The organism is Rhodothermales bacterium (assembly GCA_041391505.1).
GTDB lineage: Bacteria > Bacteroidota > Rhodothermia > Rhodothermales > JAHQVL01 > JAWKNW01.
Window position 1 is genome coordinate 1 of sequence record JAWKNW010000040.1, and the last position, 18,726, is coordinate 18,726.

Annotated in this window: 19 protein-coding genes; 8 read left to right on the plus strand and 11 right to left on the minus strand. The window is 64.3% G+C overall.

The annotated features are described in order from the left end of the window. Positions 1-149: 149 nt before the first annotated feature. The 6 genes from R2834_23105 to R2834_23130 all read right to left on the minus strand — a co-directional run bounded on the left by R2834_23105 (position 150) and on the right by R2834_23130 (position 7,761). Complete coding sequence (locus tag R2834_23105) at positions 150-1,025, minus strand: hypothetical protein (GenBank protein MEZ4703236.1); 876 nt, start codon at positions 1,023-1,025, stop codon at positions 150-152. Between the two features lie 88 nt (positions 1,026-1,113). Beyond that, the gene (locus R2834_23110; GenBank protein ID MEZ4703237.1) at positions 1,114-3,477 is read right to left on the minus strand and encodes an ABC transporter permease; all 2,364 of its coding nucleotides are present in this window, start codon (positions 3,475-3,477) and stop codon (positions 1,114-1,116) included. Between the two features lie 118 nt (positions 3,478-3,595). Continuing rightward, complete coding sequence (locus R2834_23115) at positions 3,596-4,252, minus strand: peroxiredoxin (GenBank protein ID MEZ4703238.1); 657 nt, start codon at positions 4,250-4,252, stop codon at positions 3,596-3,598. A 138-nt stretch (positions 4,253-4,390) separates the two neighbouring features. Next, positions 4,391-5,017: a hypothetical protein gene (locus R2834_23120; protein ID MEZ4703239.1), complete on the minus strand. Its 627-nt coding sequence runs from the start codon at positions 5,015-5,017 to the stop codon at positions 4,391-4,393. 55 nt (positions 5,018-5,072) lie between these two features. Continuing rightward, entirely contained in the window at positions 5,073-6,596 is a 1,524-nt protein-coding gene (locus tag R2834_23125) for a sulfatase (GenBank protein ID MEZ4703240.1), read from the minus strand. 7 nt (positions 6,597-6,603) lie between these two features. After that, positions 6,604-7,761 carry a DUF819 family protein gene (locus R2834_23130; protein MEZ4703241.1) on the minus strand — a complete coding sequence of 386 codons (1,158 nt, stop codon included), beginning with the start codon at positions 7,759-7,761 and terminating at the stop codon, positions 6,604-6,606. A 66-nt stretch (positions 7,762-7,827) separates the two neighbouring features. Here R2834_23130 and R2834_23135 point away from each other — a divergent pair, with 66 nt between their 5' ends. Beyond that, positions 7,828-8,829, plus strand: a complete 1,002-nt coding sequence (locus R2834_23135) for a membrane dipeptidase (GenBank protein MEZ4703242.1) — start codon at positions 7,828-7,830, stop codon at positions 8,827-8,829. Positions 8,830-8,967: 138 nt separating this feature from the next. Here R2834_23135 and R2834_23140 read toward each other — a convergent pair whose 3' ends face one another. The 3 genes from R2834_23140 to R2834_23150 all read right to left on the minus strand — a co-directional run bounded on the left by R2834_23140 (position 8,968) and on the right by R2834_23150 (position 12,311). Then, positions 8,968-10,410 (minus strand): right-handed parallel beta-helix repeat-containing protein, encoded by a 1,443-nt coding sequence (locus R2834_23140; GenBank protein ID MEZ4703243.1) that lies wholly within the window; start codon positions 10,408-10,410, stop codon positions 8,968-8,970. Positions 10,411-10,543: 133 nt separating this feature from the next. Further along, positions 10,544-11,248: a response regulator transcription factor gene (locus R2834_23145; protein MEZ4703244.1), complete on the minus strand. Its 705-nt coding sequence runs from the start codon at positions 11,246-11,248 to the stop codon at positions 10,544-10,546. Beyond that, positions 11,241-12,311, minus strand: coding sequence for a histidine kinase (locus R2834_23150; GenBank protein ID MEZ4703245.1), 1,071 nt, complete (start codon positions 12,309-12,311; stop codon positions 11,241-11,243). The genes R2834_23145 and R2834_23150 overlap by 8 nt, the downstream gene beginning before the upstream one ends. A gap of 319 nt (positions 12,312-12,630) precedes the next feature. Here R2834_23150 and R2834_23155 point away from each other — a divergent pair, with 319 nt between their 5' ends. After that, positions 12,631-13,017, plus strand: coding sequence for a MotA/TolQ/ExbB proton channel family protein (locus R2834_23155; protein ID MEZ4703246.1), 387 nt, complete (start codon positions 12,631-12,633; stop codon positions 13,015-13,017). A gap of 227 nt (positions 13,018-13,244) precedes the next feature. Here the strand turns inward: R2834_23155 and R2834_23160 are convergent, their stop codons facing one another. Then, a complete protein-coding gene (locus R2834_23160) occupies positions 13,245-13,841 on the minus strand; it encodes a protoglobin domain-containing protein (GenBank protein ID MEZ4703247.1) in 597 nt (198 codons plus the stop codon). Between the two features lie 169 nt (positions 13,842-14,010). On the opposite strand from R2834_23160, the gene R2834_23165 reads away from it, so the two are divergent. The 5 genes from R2834_23165 to R2834_23185 all read left to right on the plus strand — a co-directional run bounded on the left by R2834_23165 (position 14,011) and on the right by R2834_23185 (position 16,997). Beyond that, the gene (locus R2834_23165; protein ID MEZ4703248.1) at positions 14,011-14,301 is read left to right on the plus strand and encodes a winged helix-turn-helix transcriptional regulator; all 291 of its coding nucleotides are present in this window, start codon (positions 14,011-14,013) and stop codon (positions 14,299-14,301) included. Between the two features lie 6 nt (positions 14,302-14,307). Then, positions 14,308-14,685, plus strand: a complete 378-nt coding sequence (locus tag R2834_23170; protein MEZ4703249.1) for a ribosomal protein L7/L12 — start codon at positions 14,308-14,310, stop codon at positions 14,683-14,685. A gap of 39 nt (positions 14,686-14,724) precedes the next feature. Beyond that, complete coding sequence (locus tag R2834_23175) at positions 14,725-14,994, plus strand: hypothetical protein (GenBank protein MEZ4703250.1); 270 nt, start codon at positions 14,725-14,727, stop codon at positions 14,992-14,994. Between the two features lie 106 nt (positions 14,995-15,100). Next, on the plus strand, positions 15,101-16,204 hold the full coding sequence (locus R2834_23180; GenBank protein ID MEZ4703251.1) for a hypothetical protein: 1,104 nt from the start codon (positions 15,101-15,103) through the stop codon (positions 16,202-16,204). A gap of 223 nt (positions 16,205-16,427) precedes the next feature. Then, positions 16,428-16,997 (plus strand): NAD(P)H-dependent oxidoreductase, encoded by a 570-nt coding sequence (locus R2834_23185; protein ID MEZ4703252.1) that lies wholly within the window; start codon positions 16,428-16,430, stop codon positions 16,995-16,997. Between the two features lie 9 nt (positions 16,998-17,006). Here R2834_23185 and R2834_23190 read toward each other — a convergent pair whose 3' ends face one another. Next, positions 17,007-17,843: a Nif3-like dinuclear metal center hexameric protein gene (locus tag R2834_23190; GenBank protein ID MEZ4703253.1), complete on the minus strand. Its 837-nt coding sequence runs from the start codon at positions 17,841-17,843 to the stop codon at positions 17,007-17,009. Between the two features lie 85 nt (positions 17,844-17,928). Between R2834_23190 and R2834_23195 the strand changes: the two genes are divergently transcribed. After that, positions 17,929-18,705: a class I SAM-dependent methyltransferase gene (locus R2834_23195; protein ID MEZ4703254.1), complete on the plus strand. Its 777-nt coding sequence runs from the start codon at positions 17,929-17,931 to the stop codon at positions 18,703-18,705. The last annotated feature ends 21 nt before the right edge of the window (positions 18,706-18,726 follow it).

The following is an 18,726-nucleotide window of genomic DNA, read 5'->3' on the forward strand; positions in this document are numbered from 1 at the left end:
GTCTGTCCGCAGCGTCGTGTCGGCCGGCGCTCGTTTCAGTTCAATGGCATCAGGGGCATCCGACGTGAACGCATCGCAGCCGGCCCAAGCAAGCACCAGCAACGCGGCATACCCTACCAGATAGATACGTTGCATGTAAGCCTGACGAATCAGGGTTTCAGGGTGATTTTGACGGTATACAATCCACCCGAGGTGATGCCATACTCCAGACGCGAGAGCCCGAGACCCTCATCGAATCGATAAGCAACCGTGGGGCACACGGCACGATCACACGGGAGACGCGCCTCCTCATCGAGGGTGGCCGGCGCGCCGGCCGGCGCCGACCAGGGTAGCGCGCTCAGATACGGAAATGTGCCGTCGGTGTAGCGGTCGATATACATGCTATCGCCGACGGCGCGCACACGAAGCAGCCGTTCCCAGTTTTCGGGCTGCACGGGTTCAGCCTCACGAGGACTCCCCCGACTCCATTCCTGCCGACCGCCTCCAAAGCGCTCATGGATCAGAAAATCCGTGTAGCGGCAGGTCTCAAGCTGCCTCGTCACCGTCCAGATCAGGTTGCCGGCAATCTCAAGGTTTTGCGAGCTGGCAACGCGGTAATCCCGGAACAGGTAATCGTATTTCCACGTCGCCCCCACCTCGATCGGGAAATAACGCACCTTGCCGGCATCGCGGCTCGTCGCGCAGGCGACTTCGACCTGGAACGTGGCCTCGACGGGTTCCGCCGTCGGGCTGTCCGCCGTCAGCCGGATCGTCGAGGCGCCATCCGTCACCGGGGAGATCGTGAGCTTGTCGTAGGCCCGCTCGATCTGGACCGCATCGCCCTCGACGCGCGCATCGTAGACGATCTCCTTGCCGGCGGTCGAGGTAAAAAACGAGGCCAGATCGACGACGAGCGGTGCATCGTCCGTGAACAGGGTGGTATCGGCGATGGCGCGCGCATCGATCCGGTCCGCCGGCGCGCCCGGTCCCGCGCTGTCGCAGCCTGCAACCAGAACAATGAGGAGTGCGGCGAAGGTCGATCGCATGACATCCTTCGTTTTTGGACGATTACCCAACGGCCATCATACTGACCGGTTAGACGTCTTCACGCCGGCGCCGGCGCTCCGTTCCCGGCTATTCATAACGCAAACTTTCGACCGGATCCGACTGGGCCGCGCGAAGTGTCTGGTAGCCAATGGTCAGGATGGCCACGGCGACCGTGATCGCGGCGGACGTGAGCAGCGTCCACACCGAAAAATCGGCGTGGTACGCAAACCCGTCGAGCCATCGCTGCATGAGCATCATGGCGATCGGTGCGGCGATCAGGCACGCCACGAGGGCCACACGCAGGTTCTCGCGGGCGAGCAGAAGCACGATGGCGCCGGCCGAAGCCCCGAGTGCCTTGCGGATGCCGACCTCCTTCGTGCGCCGCTCGACCGTATGGACGGCCATCGCGAACAGACCCAGGCCGGTGATAAAAAACGCCAGGACCGAAAAACCCGCCACCAGCTGTCCGAGCCGGCGTTCGGGAAGATATACGGCCCGCATCTGGTCGTCGAGCAACGCGTAGTCGAGCGGCTGGCCCGGTTCGTAACGCTGCCACTCCTGCTCCAGTAACGCGACGACGGCCGGCAGGTCGGCGCCGGCGCGCATCCGGACCGACACCTTCCGGTAGTTGCGCGGATCCATGTAGTACACCATCGGTGCGATGGCCTGGTGCAGCGACTCGAAATGGACGTCTGGCACCACCCCGAGCACCGATCCTCCCCATCCCCCCACCTTCATCGGCGCCCCGACGGCATCCTGCGGCGACGCCCATCCGAGCCGACGAACGGCGGATTCGTTGAGGATGAACCCGGTGGCCGACTCGCTCGCCAGCTCGTCGGAAAAGTTGCGGCCGGCCACGAGATCGATCCCATACGCCGGGAAAAAGCGGGCGTCGACGAACACGGGATAGACCGTCGTCATCGCGGGGGCCACTGTCGCTTCCACCGTGAACGAGAGGCGCTCCGACGGCACGGGGTTGGACTGCGCCACGGCCACGATATCCGGATGCGCCTCGAGGCGGTTCCGAATCGGCTCGAACTGTTCCATTTCGTCCCAGAGGACGGGCAGGATGAGCACGTTTTCGCGCCGATAACCGGGGTCGACTTCGCTGATGAACGTCAACTGCCGGTACACGGTCTGCGTGCTCATCAGGAGCACGATGGCGATCACGAATTGCACCGTCACCAGCGCGGCGCGCAGTCCGGACGCACCTCCCCGATCCAGCCGGCCTTTCAGGGCGGCGATGGGTTTGAAGCCGGACAGGTAGAAGGCGGGATAGCTGCCGGCGGCGATCCCAACCGCGAGCGCAAGCCCCAGATAGAGTGCGATGTAGCCGACCGAATCGTTACCGAAAACGGCGAGTTCTTTTCCGGTAAACGCATTAAAGAACGGCATCGCCAGACCGACCATCCCGATCGAAACGGCCAGGCTGATCAGGGCCAGCAGCACGGACTCGCTCAGGAACTGATACATCAACGCCGGCCTGCCGGCGCCGGACGCCTTGCGAACGCCCACCTCGCGCGCCCGCCGGCTCGCACGCGCCGTCGACAGGTTGGTAAAATTGATCGAGGCGATGACGAGGATGAAGAGTCCGACGGCGCCAAACAGATAGACCCCCCGGATGTCGCCGTTCGCACCGAGTTCGCCCACCAGATGCGAGCGCAGGTGGATGTCGCGCAGCGGTTGCAGGTGAAGGCGCGAGGACGCGGCATCCTGCCCCAGGTGGCGCTCCAGAAACGCCGGCAGCTTGTCCGCCAGCGCCGCCGCCGACGCGCCGTCCGCCAGCCGGATATAGGTGGCGTAATTCGGACTCCCCCAGCCGAGCTGGCCGAACCACCGCTCCATCGTCGTCATCGAACCCAGCACATCGATCGGCAGGTGGGTATTGCGGGGAAGGTCCTCAAAGACTCCGGTCACCGTCCACGCATCCCGGTCATTCACGATCACCGTCTGCCCGAGCGCCCCGGCGTCGCCGAAAAGCGCGCGGGCTTTCGATGCGCTCAGAACAAGCGAAAAGGGCTCGACGAGGGCCGTCTTCGGGTCGCCGGCGACGAACGGCACGCTCAGGATGTCGAAGAGATCGGGATCGGCCCAGTAGCAGTCGCCGCTCGAAACATACTGGTCGCCACGGCGCAGCGAGGGCCCCACCGGCGTCAGGCGCGCGGCGTACAGCACTTCAGGAAAGGCCTCCTTGAGCAGTGGGGCGACGGGCGGATCGACCAACACGCCATGCACGCCGGCCTCACCGGTCTCGCTGCGGACCTCCTGCGTGACGCGATAGACCTGGTCCGCGCCCTCGTGATAGGCGTCGTACCCGAATTCGTCGCGGATGAAGAGCAGGATCAGCAGGCCGGCGGCCATGCCGATCGAAAGGCCCGCGACATGGATCAACGTATAGCCGCGGTACCGCCAGAGGCTCCGAAGCGCAAGGGTCAGAAAGTTGGTCAACATGGACGGACAGAGACGTAAGGTTCACGAATACCTGGTACAGTATGCGCCAGGCATCGCACAAGAGCAACCGGGCGCGTCAAACAGGGCATCCGCCGGATGCCCTGTTTGCGCCCGACGGTCATTTCGGCTGCTTCGCCGTCCGGAGGTAGGGTTTGTGGACCTTGAACCCGTCGAATTTCTGCTCGGCCTCCTCGTTGGGCACCGCCGTCGACACGATGATGTCGTCGCCCGGATTCCAGTTCGCCGGCGTGGACACCGGGTATTTGGCCGTCAGCTGAAGCGAATCCAGTGTCCGCAGGATTTCGTGGAAATTGCGGCCCGTGGTCATCGGGTAGGTCATCATCATCTTGACCTTTTTATCGGGTCCGATGATAAATACGGTGCGAACGGTCTGGTTGGTAACCGGCGTACGACCCTCGGAAGTGCCCGGCTCGTCGGCCGGCAGCATATCGAACAGCTTGGCCACCGCCAGATCGCGATCCCCGATCATCGGGTAGTTGACCGCGTGCCCCTGCGTTTCCTCGATATCGGCCGCCCACGCCTTGTGGTTCTCGACGGGGTCTACGCTGAGACCGATGATCTTGCAGTTCCGCTTTTTGAATTCCGGCTCGAGGCCGGCCATGGAGCCCAGTTCGGTGGTGCAGACCGGGGTGAAGTCTTTCGGGTGGGAAAACAGGATGCCCCAGCTGTCCCCGAGCCATTCGTGAAAGCGAATGGTGCCGTGGGTCGTTTCAGCGGTGAAATCCGGGACGATGCTGTTGATTCGAAGCGACATGGTCGTGCTCTGCTGGTGGAGGGGGTATCGTTGAGCACTGAACCCTACCCGCACGTGCCGGTTGCATGCCGGACGCACCGCCGGCCTACCCTTTTACCGTTCCGTAACACGTAAATGCCTGGCGGCCAGGCACCTCGTTCAATCCCATCCCCACGCCACCCGTTGTTCCAGGTTGGACCGCACGCTTTCGTCGCCCCGCTCGTGCAGCGTCGCGAGCACCTCGGGCGCCAGCTGCGGGTTGAGGCTCATCGCATACAGCGCCTGCGCGTCGCCCTCCCGGGCGATCAGGAGCTTGAGATCGTCCGGAAGCGCCGGGTTGCTCGCAAACGCGCTCCAGGCGGCGGCCTCGTCGTCGAACAGGGCGCGGAGCACCTCCGCCGGCATCCCGGCGTTGCCGGCCAGACCGTGGTACACGCTGCGGTGCCCCTGCTCCCGAAGCGCCACGAGCAGTTCCACCGGCGCCGCCGGGTTCGAGGCCACGCCGGAGCGCACCTCGGGATCGGGATGCGCAGCGAGCGTCCGGAGGATGTCTTCGGGGGTGCCGACATTGGCGCCGAGGAGATGCAGCACCGCCGCATCGTCGACGCCGGCCAGTTCGCGCGCTTCGTCGGGTTCCAGCGGATGGCGATCGATGAAGTGCTCGATCAGGGTGGGCGACATGCCCCGTGCGCGCAACGCATCTTCCGCGCGCGTGGCATACAGCGGCGGTTCGTTGCAGGCGAGCATCGAGGCGCTCAGGAGTAGCAGGGTAGCGGCGTAGCGCATGCGGGTATCCGATACGTGGACGAGATCACTGGGCGGTCGTGCCGGAGCGGGGCCGTTACGGGAGCGCGGCACGCCAGCCGGCCGAGCGCAGGACCTCGAGGCGGGCGCGCGCGTCGGCGTAGGCCGGCTCATCGGCGACATTGACGTTTTCTCCCGGATCGGCGTCATGGTCGTACAGTTCGTAGGCGACAAACGCCTTCGTCGCCCAGTTCATCCAGGCGACATAGCGATACCGGTCGGTGCGGACGCTGTAGCCCATGTACTCGACCCCGTCGGGCGCCGTCCAGATGCCTTCCCGGAGAAACTGGCTGAAAACCGCCGGCTTCCACGCCCGCGTCGGTTCGCGGAGGAGCGGCACCGCGCTGACGCCCTGGAGATCCGGCGGCGCGGGCACGCCGGCCAGTTCGCAGAGCGTGGGGTAGATGTCGACGAACTCCACCAGTTGAGCAAGTTTCAGGCCGGCCGGCACGCCGGGGCCGCGGAAGATGAGCGGGGCGCGGGTATCCACCTCGTAGTTCGTCATCTTGCCCCAGCTGTTGTGCTCCCCGAGCTTCCACCCGTGATCGCCCCAGAGCACCACGACGGTATTTTCTGCCAGCCCCAGCTCATCGAGTCGATCCAGCAGCCGGCCGATCTGGGCGTCCACATAGCTCACCGACGCGTAATAGCCGTGTTTCAGGTGCCGCTTTTCCGCTTCGGAGAGCGTGCCCACGGAGGGGTGGACGACGTGCTTGAAATCCGAATAGCCCCACAGTTCGCGCTGGGTATTGATGGCCATGATCGGAGCGCCGCGCGGCGGCTCGGGGTTTTCGGCGAGGGGGATGTCGGCGGGGTCGTACAGGTCCCAGTATTTCGCCGGCGCGTTGAAGGGCAGGTGCGGCCGGTAGTAGCCGATGCCGAAGAAAAACGGCTGATCGCGCCCGGCCAGCTCCCCGAGTTTTTCGAGGGCCATGTCGGTTTGCGCGCCGTCGTAATAGACGTTATCGGGGAGCTCGACGCGCTCGGTCGCGCCGGCTTTCAGGTACCACTCCCCGAATACGTCGACGTGCCGATCCTGCCGGCCGGCGGCGAGGATTTCCGCCTTGCGCGCCTCCTGGATCGCCACGTTGTCCGGGTGCCGGTAGACGGCATCGGGGTCGAACGGAAAGCCCGGCACGTACAGCTTGGGCTCGCTCCACGAGAGCGTGTCAGGGAAGATGTTGTGGTAGATCTTCCCGATCGCCGCGGCATGATAGCCGTTCGCCCGGAACTGCTGCGGGAGCGTGACCACATCCGGTACGGTGGTTCGGAAGTGCGTCCATAGATCCCAGATCCGGATCGAGTCCGGCCGGAGCCCCGTCATGAGGCTGGATCGGGAAGGGCTGCAGACAGCCTGCTGGACATGCGCCTGCAGGAACGTCGCGCCGCCGGCGGCCAGGCGGTCGATGTTCGGCGTGTGGATCACCGTATTCCCGTACGCGCCCAGCTCGGGCCGCAGGTCGTCCACGGCGATGAACAGGACGTTGGGCGGGCGCTCCGTCTTCGGCGGGGCGCATCCGGCGGCGGCGAGGCACGCCAGAATCCAGCATACGTATCGCATCGATCCGTCATCCTCCCAGCATCAGCCGGACGATCTGCGCCACGGCGAAGCCGGCATAGTTTCCGAGTGCATATCCGAGCATGGCGACGATCAGGCCGGCGAGGACGAGGTGGCGGCTCCCCAGCGTCTCGGCCAGCGGCAGCACCATCGCCGGACCCGACTTCGCCGCCACCTGCGCGATGGTCAGTACGCGGGGGTCCATCCGCATCGCCCAGCCGATACCATAGACGAACAGCACGTCGAAGACGACCACGATCGCGACATACAGAAACAGCGCCGGCGACAGCACCACCGCAAGGTAGAAGTTCATCTGCGCGCCGATCGACGCAAAAAAAGCCAGAAAGACGAGTTCGCTGAGCTCCCACGCGCCTTCGAGCCGGCGGACCGCGGGAATCTGGCCGGCAATCAGCGCGAGGGTGGTGACGATCAGGATCCCCGGCACCGCCGGCGCCACGCGATCCACCCACTCCGCCTTGATCCATGTGCTCACCGCCATCACCGCCAGCGCGGTACCGACGAGCGCCGCGACGTGCCAGACGTCGAACCGCGGCGCAGGCCGGTCGATGCGCTCGTCCTCCTCTTCCGGGACAGCCCATTGCTTCGCCGTCGCGTACCGGCGGGCCAGAAACGCAGGGACCGCCACCCACAGCGCATACAGCGGGAACAGCGCCAGGTTGTCCACGGCATTGGCGGCGGCGAACAGGTCCTGGTTCTCGATCTGCAGCCCGCTCCACAGCGCGACAAAGTTGAGGCTCCCGCCGATATACGTTCCGGTATAGGGGCCGGCGAGCTTCCAGGCGTCGTCGCCCAGCAGGTCGGCGAACAGCGAGACGGTGGTCACGTTGGCGATTACGACCCCGATGGCCGTCCCCGCGCAGGCGAGGGCGAATGCCACCAGCATCGGCCGGCCGGCGCTCCGGATATCGCTGAGATCGACCTTGAACAGGATGAGGCAGACGGCAAACGGCACCGTGAAGTCGACCACCGCGCCATAGATCGGCGCATCGGTCGGAATCAGGCCGGCGTTGGAAAGGAGGGCGCTCGTGAAGAGCACCCAGAGGATCGTCGACATCCGCCGCGCCCAGGGAAACGCCCCGACCAGGTACAGCGCAAAAAGCACGACGGCCCAGAGGACGGTAAAGATCGCGAGGGAGTCTGTGATCATGCGGCGTTGGCGTAGCGTTTTTTTGTAATATAGGCCGCTCCCTTCCCTGAATGCCACCCGAACGCCATGACCACCTGGAATGTCGATCCCCGTGCCGAGCGCCTCCACCGCGCGGCCATCGTGTGGGACAACCATACCTGCCTGCCGCTCCGCCCGGACGACGCCTTCCTGCCGCAACTCGAACGGTTCCACCGCAGCGGCGCGACGATGGTCGTGGCCAACGTGATGTTCGACAACGCGATCCCGTGGCCGGAGGGGGTGAAGGTACTGGCGCACTTCCGCCGCTGGATCCTCGGCCGGCCCGACCGCTACCGCCTCGCCGGCTCGGTCGACGACATCCTCCGGGCGAAGGCCGAGGGCCAACTCGCCGTCGCGTTCGACATCGAGGGCATGGCCGCGCTCGACGGCCAGGTGAGCATGGTGTCGACCTACTATGACCTCGGCGTCCGGTGGATGCTCATCGCCTACAATCGAAACAACCTCGCCGGCGGCGGCTGCATGGACGACGACGGCGGGCTGACCGCTTTCGGGCGGGAAGTCATCCATGAGATGGCCCGTGTCGGGATGATGCTCTGCTGCAGCCACACCGGCGAGCGCACCTGCCGCGACGCGTTCGCCTGTTCACCCAACCCCGTGCTGCTCAGCCACTCGAACCCCCGCGCCCTGGTCGACCACCCCCGCAACGTCACCGACGACCTCATGCGGGCCTGCGCAGAGACGGGCGGAGTGGTCGGAATCAACGGCTACGGCAAGTTCCTCCAGCACGGCGACGCCAGCACCGAGAATTACGTGCGGCACATCGATTATGCGGTCTCGGTCGTGGGGCCGGAGCATGTCTCCATCGCGCTGGATTATGTCTTCGACACCGAAGAGCTGGCGGCCTGGCTCCAGAACACGACGCTCTTCCCGTTCGACGCCGGCGCGCCGGCGGGGCTTCCGCAGATGGTGGAGCCGGAGCAGCTCCCCGCCATAACCGAACGCCTGCTCGCACTGGGATACGCCGACGAACACGTCCGCGCCATTCTGGGCGAAAACCTGTTGCGCGTTGCGCGGCAGGTCTGGAAGTGATCGGGCTGTGAGATGAAATTTCGGCGGGAGGGCCCATGGAGGGTACGGATGAGCGGCAGGATGTGTCTATCTGGTAATAACCCCTGAAGACGAAGCGAACGAGACCCGAAGGGTTTCTAAAACCCTTCGGGTCTGGGCCTACCTCGACCGAACGACCGGCACCACCCGCGACCACGACCGCCCCTCGACCCGCACGAAGTAGACGCCGGCAGGCAGCGCGTTGCCGTCGAGTTCGATGCGTTGCAATTGGCCCGCTCCCGAACCACCCAAGACCGTCGCGACACGCCGGCCCAGCAGGTCGTACAGCGCCACATCAACCACCTCGGACGCCGGCAGGCTGATCTCGAGCGTCGCCCGGGATGTGAACGGATTCGGATACACCGCCATGGGAGACGCCGGCACCGGCCGCTCTGTCCCGACGCTGCCGGCAGCGCCAAACTCGTAGGCGCCGGCATCGGGCGCGCCACCCGCCACCCGCGGCCATCCCGCGCCATCCTGTTGCGGCGCGGCGACGCTTTCGTAGCGCAGCACGCCGGCATCGATGGCCGCCGCGCCGTCGGCGAGGCGAAAATCGAAGCCACCGGCGTCCATGAACAGCCCATCCACCGAGGACGCCGTCACGTTGGACGCGCCGTCGATCCGGTTGCCCCCTTCTTCGTCCGCGATCGGATTGCCGCTCACGATCAGGTTGTTGAAAATCACGTTGCGCGTGGCCCCGTCGTTGATCCGGATGCCCGCCATGCGCGGCTCGATGACGGTGTTGTTGACGACGATTGCGTCCGTTGTCGGCTTGCCGCAGCCGGGTTCGTCGACCAGGTGGATGCCGGCCGCGCCGGCGGCCCCGCGCCGGTTCTCGTAGATGACGTTGTTCTGGATCCGCACACCCGGCGCGCTGATGATGCTCAAGCCCTTCGCGCCGTTGTCGAAAACGACGTTGCTGTCGATGAGACCGTTCTCCAGGATGCCGTCACCGCCGGCGTAGCAGTCGCCGTTGAACTGGATGCCGTTGACCGCATTGCCGTACGACACGTTGCCGAACACCACCGGGGCGTCGTCCGGACCGTCGCTGTTGCTGATGTAAATGCCGTGCTCGCCGGCCGAACCGAACGTCGTGTTGTCGATCACCCGGATATCCTTCGCGAACCCGGAGAAGATCCCCCACTTCCCGTTCGGCCCCACCGCGTTGTTGCGCACCGTCACGCGCGCCGCGTTGACGACGCGGATGCCCGCCCGCGGCGCGTCCCGCACGACAAAGCCCGCGACCACGATGTCGTCGTTGTTTTCGATGTTGATATGATCCAGGCCCGAGTAGCTCCCGGCGACGTTGACCACCACGTCGTCCCCATCCGCCCAGAACACGATGCCGTCGTGCTGGCTGTTGAACCCGGTATATGCGCCATTCGCCACCTTGACGGTATCGCCCGGCGTATCCGCCCTGTCGGCGGCATGTTGGAGGGTGGCCCAGGGCGCGCCGGCCGATCCGTTGCCGGCGTCGGATCCCCCGGGAGCCACGTGATAGGTGGTCTGCGCCGCAGCCGGCGTCGCCGCCATGAACAGGAAAATGCCCAGGAAAAATCGCATGTCCGTAGAGCCACGACGCATCGCGGCCGCACCTTAAAATTACCGTGGATGTCGTCCATCGAGGTAACCACATCCATGCCGTTTTTTGACGGACGAAACACCGGCGGTGGCGCGGACACGCGGGCGCGTGGCCCTACGGGTTCAACCGGGCGCGGGCGGCGTGGCGGTAACTCCGGCCGATAGGCAGGATCTGTCCGCCGATGTCGACACGATCGGCCGTGAAGGCGACGATCCCCTGGAGGGGCACGATAAACGATCGGTGGATGCGCACGAACCCGTGCGGTTCGAGCCGGCGCTCCAGCTCGCTGATTTTCTCGCGGGTGACGACTGGTTTCGCCGCGGTGTGGATTTTCGTGTAGTCGCTCAGGCTCTCGATGAACCGGATGGCGTCGAGCGGAATCTGGACGGTCTGGCGGTCGGCGCGCACCGTGAGGAGGGCCGGCGTCGGATCGGCGCCATGCGGCGTCGCCGGCGCGCGCAAACGCCGGTATTTGTCGACCGCCCGCAAAAAGCGAGGCAGCGAGACCGGTTTCAGGAGATAGTCGACGACATCCAGCTCGAATCCCTCCACCGCGAAGTCCCGATGCGCCGTCGTGAAGATGACGGCCGGCGGATTTTCGAGCGACCGGACCAGCTCGATCCCGGTCAGCTCCGGCATCTGGATATCGAGAAACACGAGATCGATGGCGTGCCGGCGGAGCGCCTCGAACGCCGCCAGGGCGCTGGAGCACGTTTCCACCACGTCGAGGTCCGACACCTTGCCGGCGTGCGCGAGCAGCACCTGGATGGCGAGCGGCTCGTCGTCCACGATCAAACAACGGGTTTTCGGGTCAGGCATCGAGTTCGAGGGTCAGTTCGACGCGAAAGCGCCGGGGTTCGTCGGCGATGGTGAGCCGGTGCGCATCCGGGTAGAGCAGCTCGAGCCGGCGGCGGACATTCTGCAGCCCGATGCCGTCCGGCCTCGTAGGCGCGGACGCCCGCTCGGGCGTGCTGTTTTCGATCGCGAAGTGCAGCGCGCCCTCGTCGATGGCGATGCGGATGGCGATCCATCCGGGCTCGCTGCTCGCGCCCGGACCGTGCTTGACGCTGTTCTCTACAAACGGGATGAGCAGCAGCGGCGCGATCCGCTGGCCGTCCACTTCGCCGGCCACATCCACGGTGATCTTCGTCCGCTCGTCATACCGGAGCCGCTCGAGGGCGAGATAATTCCGGATGTGCGCGATCTCGTCCGAAAGCGGCACCCGCTCGGCGTCCCCGCGATACAGCATGTAGTCCAGAATCGAGGATATCCGCAACACGACGTCCGGCACATGTTCGGACTTCGTCAGCGACAGGCCGTACAGATTATTGAGCGTATTGAACAGAAAGTGCGGGTGGATCTGGGATCGGAGCAACTGCAGCTCGGCATCCTTGAGCTTGAGTTCGACCTCCATCCGGGTCCGCTCGATCTGGGCGTTCAGCGTTTGCATCGCATACCAGCGCTTGAGCAGGTGGATGGCCGCCGCCAGAAATACGACGAGGTACATACCCACGATGACCTCCATCACATCCACCAGCCCGGGCTTCACGAACATCGCCTGGTATTGGGCCACATTGATGTAGAGGATCAACACGAGCAGCAGCTCCAGATAGAGCGTGAACAACAGCGCGTAGATGAAGTAGAGCCCGAAAAAGAAATACCGCCTCGCGAGGAGGTAACGCGGGATCAGCCAGTAATTGAGGAAATACGTCGCGGCGATCGTGATCGGGAGCAGCGCCCCGACGAAGAGGAGACTCTGGTTGTAGTTGTCCTGCCGCTGCCCGAAATAGAGGGTGTAAAAGGCCAGCACGCCGGCCCAGAAAACCAGGTGCGTCAGCACGCGGACGCGCGATGGGATATGAGAGAGGAATCGGGCCGGCATGGCAATCCATATGACGCGTGCGAGGTGCGCCTGAACCCTTTAATATAGGCCTGGCAGACCGGCGCGTCAGGGAGATGGCGCATGTCGGGCAGGATTCGACCGGTCGATGTCGGCGAACGACCTGTTTTGCAGGGGATGCGGCGCTCGGAGCCCGGCGCCGGTCGATCGCCAAGGCACGAGACGTATCCGGCGGCGACCGGGCGTCTGATCGCTATTCGCTTGCACGGCGGCACGGGACGTTCCAACTTCCAGCCACGTAGACGGAAATCCAAGCGGTTGCCGTGCACAGTTCAACGATCACCAAACCGACGAAAACGCCATGCTAGACCTCTTTTACGCCGGCGGACAACCCTTCATGTCCATCCTCACCCTCCTGGCCATCGGTGCGCTCGTCACGGCGCTCAAGAAAGGCAATGACCTCTTCCTGCAGGGCGCACAACCCGGAGCGTCCCACACGCCGGCGATCAACCTCGTCCTGCAACTCGGCCTCCTCGCCTTTTTTATGGGGATACTCGCCCAGGCGATCGGACTCTTCGAGGCGTTCCAGGCCATCGAGGCGATGGGCGGCGTGAGCCCGGCCATGCTGGCCGGCGGGCTCAGGGTTTCCATGATCGCGCCCGTCTATGGGCTCATCATCCTGATCCTCTCGTTTACCTTCTGGGCGGTCCTCCGGTATCGAAACGAACCGAAGAGCAGCGCCGGCTGAACATCCTCTTGCAGTGCGGGCGACTCGGCATCGCCGTGCACCAAACGCCGCGCGCGGTCGGATGATAGCCTCAGCGAAGACGCAATGCGCGGCGCACAGCACCCCCGGAAGGTATAAGGTGAATATCCCGGTGATGCCAGGAGGCCGCCGGAAGCGACACCCGAAGGGCTAGAACGGACACGGCGTGGCGTACGTCGATCTCAGTAAACCCTTCGGGTGTCGGAGCTTCAGAAATCGCCGGGCTTGATATATGGAAAGCTCCACAGCGTCACCTGGAGCAAGCACGATTTCAGCCAGGCGGCATACATGCTTTCCACGTCCGCATCCGAATGCCCCTTTGCGGTGAGAAATGGCCGCAGCGTAAACGTCACCGGAAAAATGAGCGCAAAGAGATCTCGAAACGGCACGATATCGGTCGAATCGGCATCGTCAGTCCGGTTCTTTTTTGTCCGGTGATGCCGTAAGCCAATCTCATGCTGGTAGTCGAGCCAGCGCTGATCGTATTCCGCCCTCGCCGTATCCAGGATCCATTGTCCGAAGCGTGCCCGTACGCGTTCGAGGTACTCGCCTATGGGCTGCCCGTCCTTTCGGCCCGTAAACGACCGCAGCAAATGCGGATTCGCGCCGACGAAGCTGTACCAGACGTCCAGTATGGCTTCCGTCTGATCTTTCAAGATCTCGTAGGACCGCTGGAGATGTCGTACGTCGTTTTCGTCGAACAGCACGCTCTCTTTCATCCGATCGAAGTCGGCCAGCGTGACCGGCGAACGTGGAACCGTGTCTGTTGCGTACGTGTACCCGGGGATATCGCTCGTGGTATGCATGATTCAGCACCTGATTCGTTGGTGATGTGATAGGGTGTCAATGCTACGGCGAGGCGTTTAACCCCTTCAAGAATGCACCTTTTTATCAGGTGGTTACCATATGGTACATCCTGAATTGTCCGTTGACGCAACGTTCGCTGTAGGGCAGCGGGATCGATCGGTTGCCAGCATGCTGGAAAACGTGCTCGGATGTAAGTGGTCGATCCAGTTGTTGGCGTTGATCGCCGGCGGCACGTTGCGCCCAAGCGCGCTGCGGCGGGCCTGCCCCGGGTTGTCGGCCAAGGTGATGAACGAGCGGCTTCGTAAGCTGACCGGTAACGGCATCGTACAGCGCCAGGTTTTCGGCGAAAAACCGCCCGTGGAAGTGGAATACACCCTCACGGCATTTGGCGAACGCTTCGCAACGCTCCTCGATGAAGTGAAGCGGCTGCAGGACGAACTCGACGACACCAATTCGTAAGGCCTTATGGACGCCAATCATATCGCCGATCTCATCCGGCAGGGCCAAAAAATCGAAGCCATCAAGGCGCTGCGTGAAGCAACGGGCGTCGGGCTCAAGGAAGCGAAGGAAGAGATCGAACGGCTGGAGCGAGGGCTCTCGCCGTCGACGCACCCCCTGCCATCCGACGCCGGCGCCGAACTCCCGGAGGAGGTCCGCCTGCTGATGGCTTCCGGGAAAAAGATCGAGGCGATCCGCGTGCTGCGCGAGCAGACCGGCATGGGGTTGAAGGAGGCGAAAGAAGCGGTGGAGCGGGTGTCAGGGAAGAGCGGTTGCACGGTGCAGGCCGCTGCGCTGATCGGGTTCGCAGGGCTGGTCCTCTACATGGCGCTCGGGCTGGCCTGACCTCTTGCACCGAACATATATTAGACATATATTCCGATCATGACAACCCTCTCCTTCACCCCGAACCTGCTCCGGCATGTCGACGTGCCGGCAGCCCAGATCGCCGGCGCCACGGTGCGCGAGGTGCTGGAAAGCTATTTCGAAGCCAACCCGCGTGTGCGGCGCTATGTCCTGGACGACCAGGGGGCGCTCCGCAAACACGTGGCGATTTTTCTGGACCAGGAACTCATCCACGACCGCGTCGGCCTGAGCGACCCCGTCGGCGAAACCGCCGATATCTATGTGGCGCAGGCGCTTTCCGGAGGCTAAACCCATGCTGGATGTAGCCTCCGTTCCAGGTTCAAAGTTTAACGTTCAAGGCACATTAACTCCACGCAGACCTTGAACCTTAAACCCATCTGACTTTAAACCTCCAATGAGCACCTCCCTTCTCGTAGGCACCCGCAAAGGACTCTTCCGCATCGAGCGTTCCAACGGACGCTGGGCCATCGCTAACAGCTGGTTCCTCGGGGATCCGGTGACCATGGTGTTGCCCGAGCGGGGCGGCCGGCGCATCCACGCCGCGCTGGGAACGGGGCACTTCGGGGTGAAATTGCGCCGATCCGTGGACGGCGGCGCCACGTGGGACGAGGCGCCGGCGCCGGCCTACCCGCCCAAACCCGAAGGGCTGGTCGACAAGGACCCGATGCGCGGCATCGACGTGCCGTGGAGCTCCTTCCTCATCTGGGGTCTCGAACAGGGCGGCCCGAACGAACTCTGGTACAGCGACATCCCGGGCGGCCTGTTTCGGTCGACGGACGGCGGGGATTCATGGACGATGATCCGCTCGTTGTGGGACGACCCCCGCCGGCAGAAATGGATGGGCGGCGGGTACGACTTCGCCGGCATCCACTCGATCTGCGTCGACCCCCGCGACCCGAAACACGTCACCATCGCCGTCTCGTGCGGCGGCGTCTGGGCGACGACCGACTCGGGGACAAACTGGGAGCTCATCGGCACGAAAGGGCTGCGCAACGCCTACATGCCGCCCGAGATGGCCGGCGACCCCATCTCGCAGGATCCCCACCGGGTCGTGCAGTCGCCGTCCAATCCCGACCGGATGTGGATGCAGCACCACAACGGCATCTTCGTCAGCGACGACGCCGGCCGGTCGTGGCGCGAGCTGGAGGACGTCAAACCGAGCAACTTCGGCTTCGCCGTGGCCGTCCACCCCACCGACCCGGACATGGCCTGGTTCGTACCGGGCGTAAAAGACGAAACCCGTATCCCTGTCGACGGCAAACTGGTCGTCACCCGCACCCGCGACGGCGGCAAAACCGTCGAGTCGCTCAGCCGCGGCCTCCCGCAAGAGCACGCCTACGACCTGGTCTATCGCCACTGCCTGGATATCTCGAACGACGCCGCACACCTGGCATTCGGCAGCACCACCGGCTCGCTCTGGATCAGCGACGACCTGGGGGATTCATGGGATACGGTGAGCACCCATCTACCGCCGGTGTTGTGCGTGCGGTTCGAGTGAGACGGTCATCCCTGGATGGAGCGCTGAGCCGAATGCCCCGGGACACGATGTACGTCCGGCCATCGGGAGCAGAAACATGGAATGGGATTCGGGTTCGAAATACCGTTTCTTGTGGGTCTCGAAAGGCTCTCATTCAAACACAGGGAACGCGTCGTGCGGCGCGAGACAGTAGGCCGGTTCATCGGCAGACGACAGCGGCGCACGTCCGATCCATCATCAGGTAATGACCAAAGGCTCTGCACTCCATATCCTCGCCTTCGCCGGCAGCCTCCGCGCTCGCTCCTACAATCGCGCCTTGCTCCACGCCGCCGCCGAACTGGCGCCGGAGTCGCTCCAGATCGAGGTCTTCGACCTGGCGGATATCCCGCTCTACAATGGCGACCTCGATACCGATGCGCTGCGACCCGCCCCCGTACGCCGGTTCAAAGACGCCATCACGGAGTCGGATGGCGTGTTGATCGCCATGCCCGAATACAATTACGGCGTCCCGGGCGTCCTCAAGAATGCGCTCGACTGGGCGTCGAGGCCCGGCTTCAAATCGCCCATGGCCGCCAAGCCGGCCGCCATCATGGGCGCCTCACCCGGCGCCAGCGGGACGATGCGAGGACAGGAACACCTGAAAACCAACCTCATGGCCTTGCTGGCCCGGCTCTTCCCTCACCCGGGCGTGGCCGTCGCCCAGGCCGCCTCAAAGTTCGACGACAACCTGCGGCTCACGGACGAGAACACGCGCGCCTTCCTCAAAACATTCCTGGCGGGATATGAGGACTGGGTGCGGATCCTGACCCGATAACATCCCGGATCAGGGCCGCCAGAACGGTTCTTTCGCCGGCACAAACGCCACGGGCACCTCCGTCACGAATCCCTGCATCCATTCGGCGCAGTTCTCCATGCCGGCCTGCTCGGACGGGATGTGCCCCATCACGATGAGCGCCTTCCGCATGCCGGCCGCAACCGCGTCGGCGCCGTAGAGGATCGTCTCCCACTCGTGCGCCTCGCCCATGACGAGCACCTCGACATCGTCGCGACGGAACAGCCGCTGCTGCGGCGCGAAGCCCGGGAAGCCGGCGGCGAAGGCCAGCCGGGTCACCCGCATGTCGGGATCACCGACGACGCGGAGGGTTTTGATATCGAATCGTTTTTCGATGTCCTTCGCCAGCTCGCGGACCGTCGTTTCCGGCGCCGTGAACACGTTCGCGCCGGCCACGCGGGGATACTCGGTCCAGCCGAGCTGCCTGATCATGCCTTCCGTGACCCCATCCGGCACCCTCTGGTGCCAGTAATCGTGGAAGCGCCAGACGATTAGCCCATGTTCTTCGATATACCGTTTTTTGGCGAGGTAGATCGGATCGTCATCCGCCTCCAGCTGGGCGGTCTCGTCGAGATGCCCGTAAAACGTCGGCTCGTGGGTGATGATCAGATTGTGCCCCTCGGCCGCCGCCCGCTGAAGCACGTCGAGCGTCGCCATCATCGTGACGGCCACGCCGGTGACGGGCGCATCGGGATCGCCGGCCTTGAAGGTATCCACGGTCCGGTCGCTCCACGGGATGCCGACCTGTTCCTGGATCCGCGAAATGACCTCGCGGGCGGTGATGGACTGCGCGGCGACCAGCGACGGCCAGCAGAAAACGAGTACCAAGAAACGATAACGCATTGACAACACCGGATGAGATGGCATCCGAGAACTTACGACGGATGCGATAGCGTCACAAACCCGTTGGATTATGTCCGCAGAAACGTCACCCCTGTATAACCGATTTTACGACGACCTCGCCGACTGGTGGCCGCTCTTCTCCGCGCCGGCAGACTACGCCGAAGAAGCCGCTTTTTACAGCGCTCGCCTGATCGAGGCCTGCGAAAAAGCGCCCCGGACCTGCCTCGAACTGGGCAGCGGCGGCGGCAATAACGCCTCGTTCATGAAGTCCCATTTCGCCATGACGCTCGTCGAACCCTCCGACGGGATGCTCGACGTCAGCCGGCGACTCAACCCGGAATGCGAACACCACCGGGGCGACATGCGGACGACGCGGCTCGGGCGTACCTTCGATGGCGTCTTCATCCACGACGCCATCTGCTACATGACCACCGAGGCGGATCTCCGCGCCGCGATCGAAACGGCCTTCATCCACTGCGCCCCCGGCGGCGCCGCGTTGTTCGCGCCGGACTTCATCCGGGAGACGTTCCGCTCCGGAACAGACCATGGCGGCGAGGACGCAGCCGATGGCCGAGGATTCCGCTACCTCGAGTGGAGCTTCGACCCGGACCCCTCAGACACCACCTACGTCGTCGACTACGCCTTCTTGTTGCGCGAAGCCGATGGCGCCACCGCAGTCGTGCACGACCGGCATATCGAGGGGCTATTCGCGCGGGCGGACTGGATGCGATGGATCGAGGAGGCCGGCTTCGTCGCGGAAGAAGTGCACTTCGCGCACCCGGATGTAGAGGATCTCGGGCTCATCGCGTTCGTCGGGAAGCGACCCGGCGATTCTGCCGTATCTTGAGCGGCATCCTGAGCGGCGTGT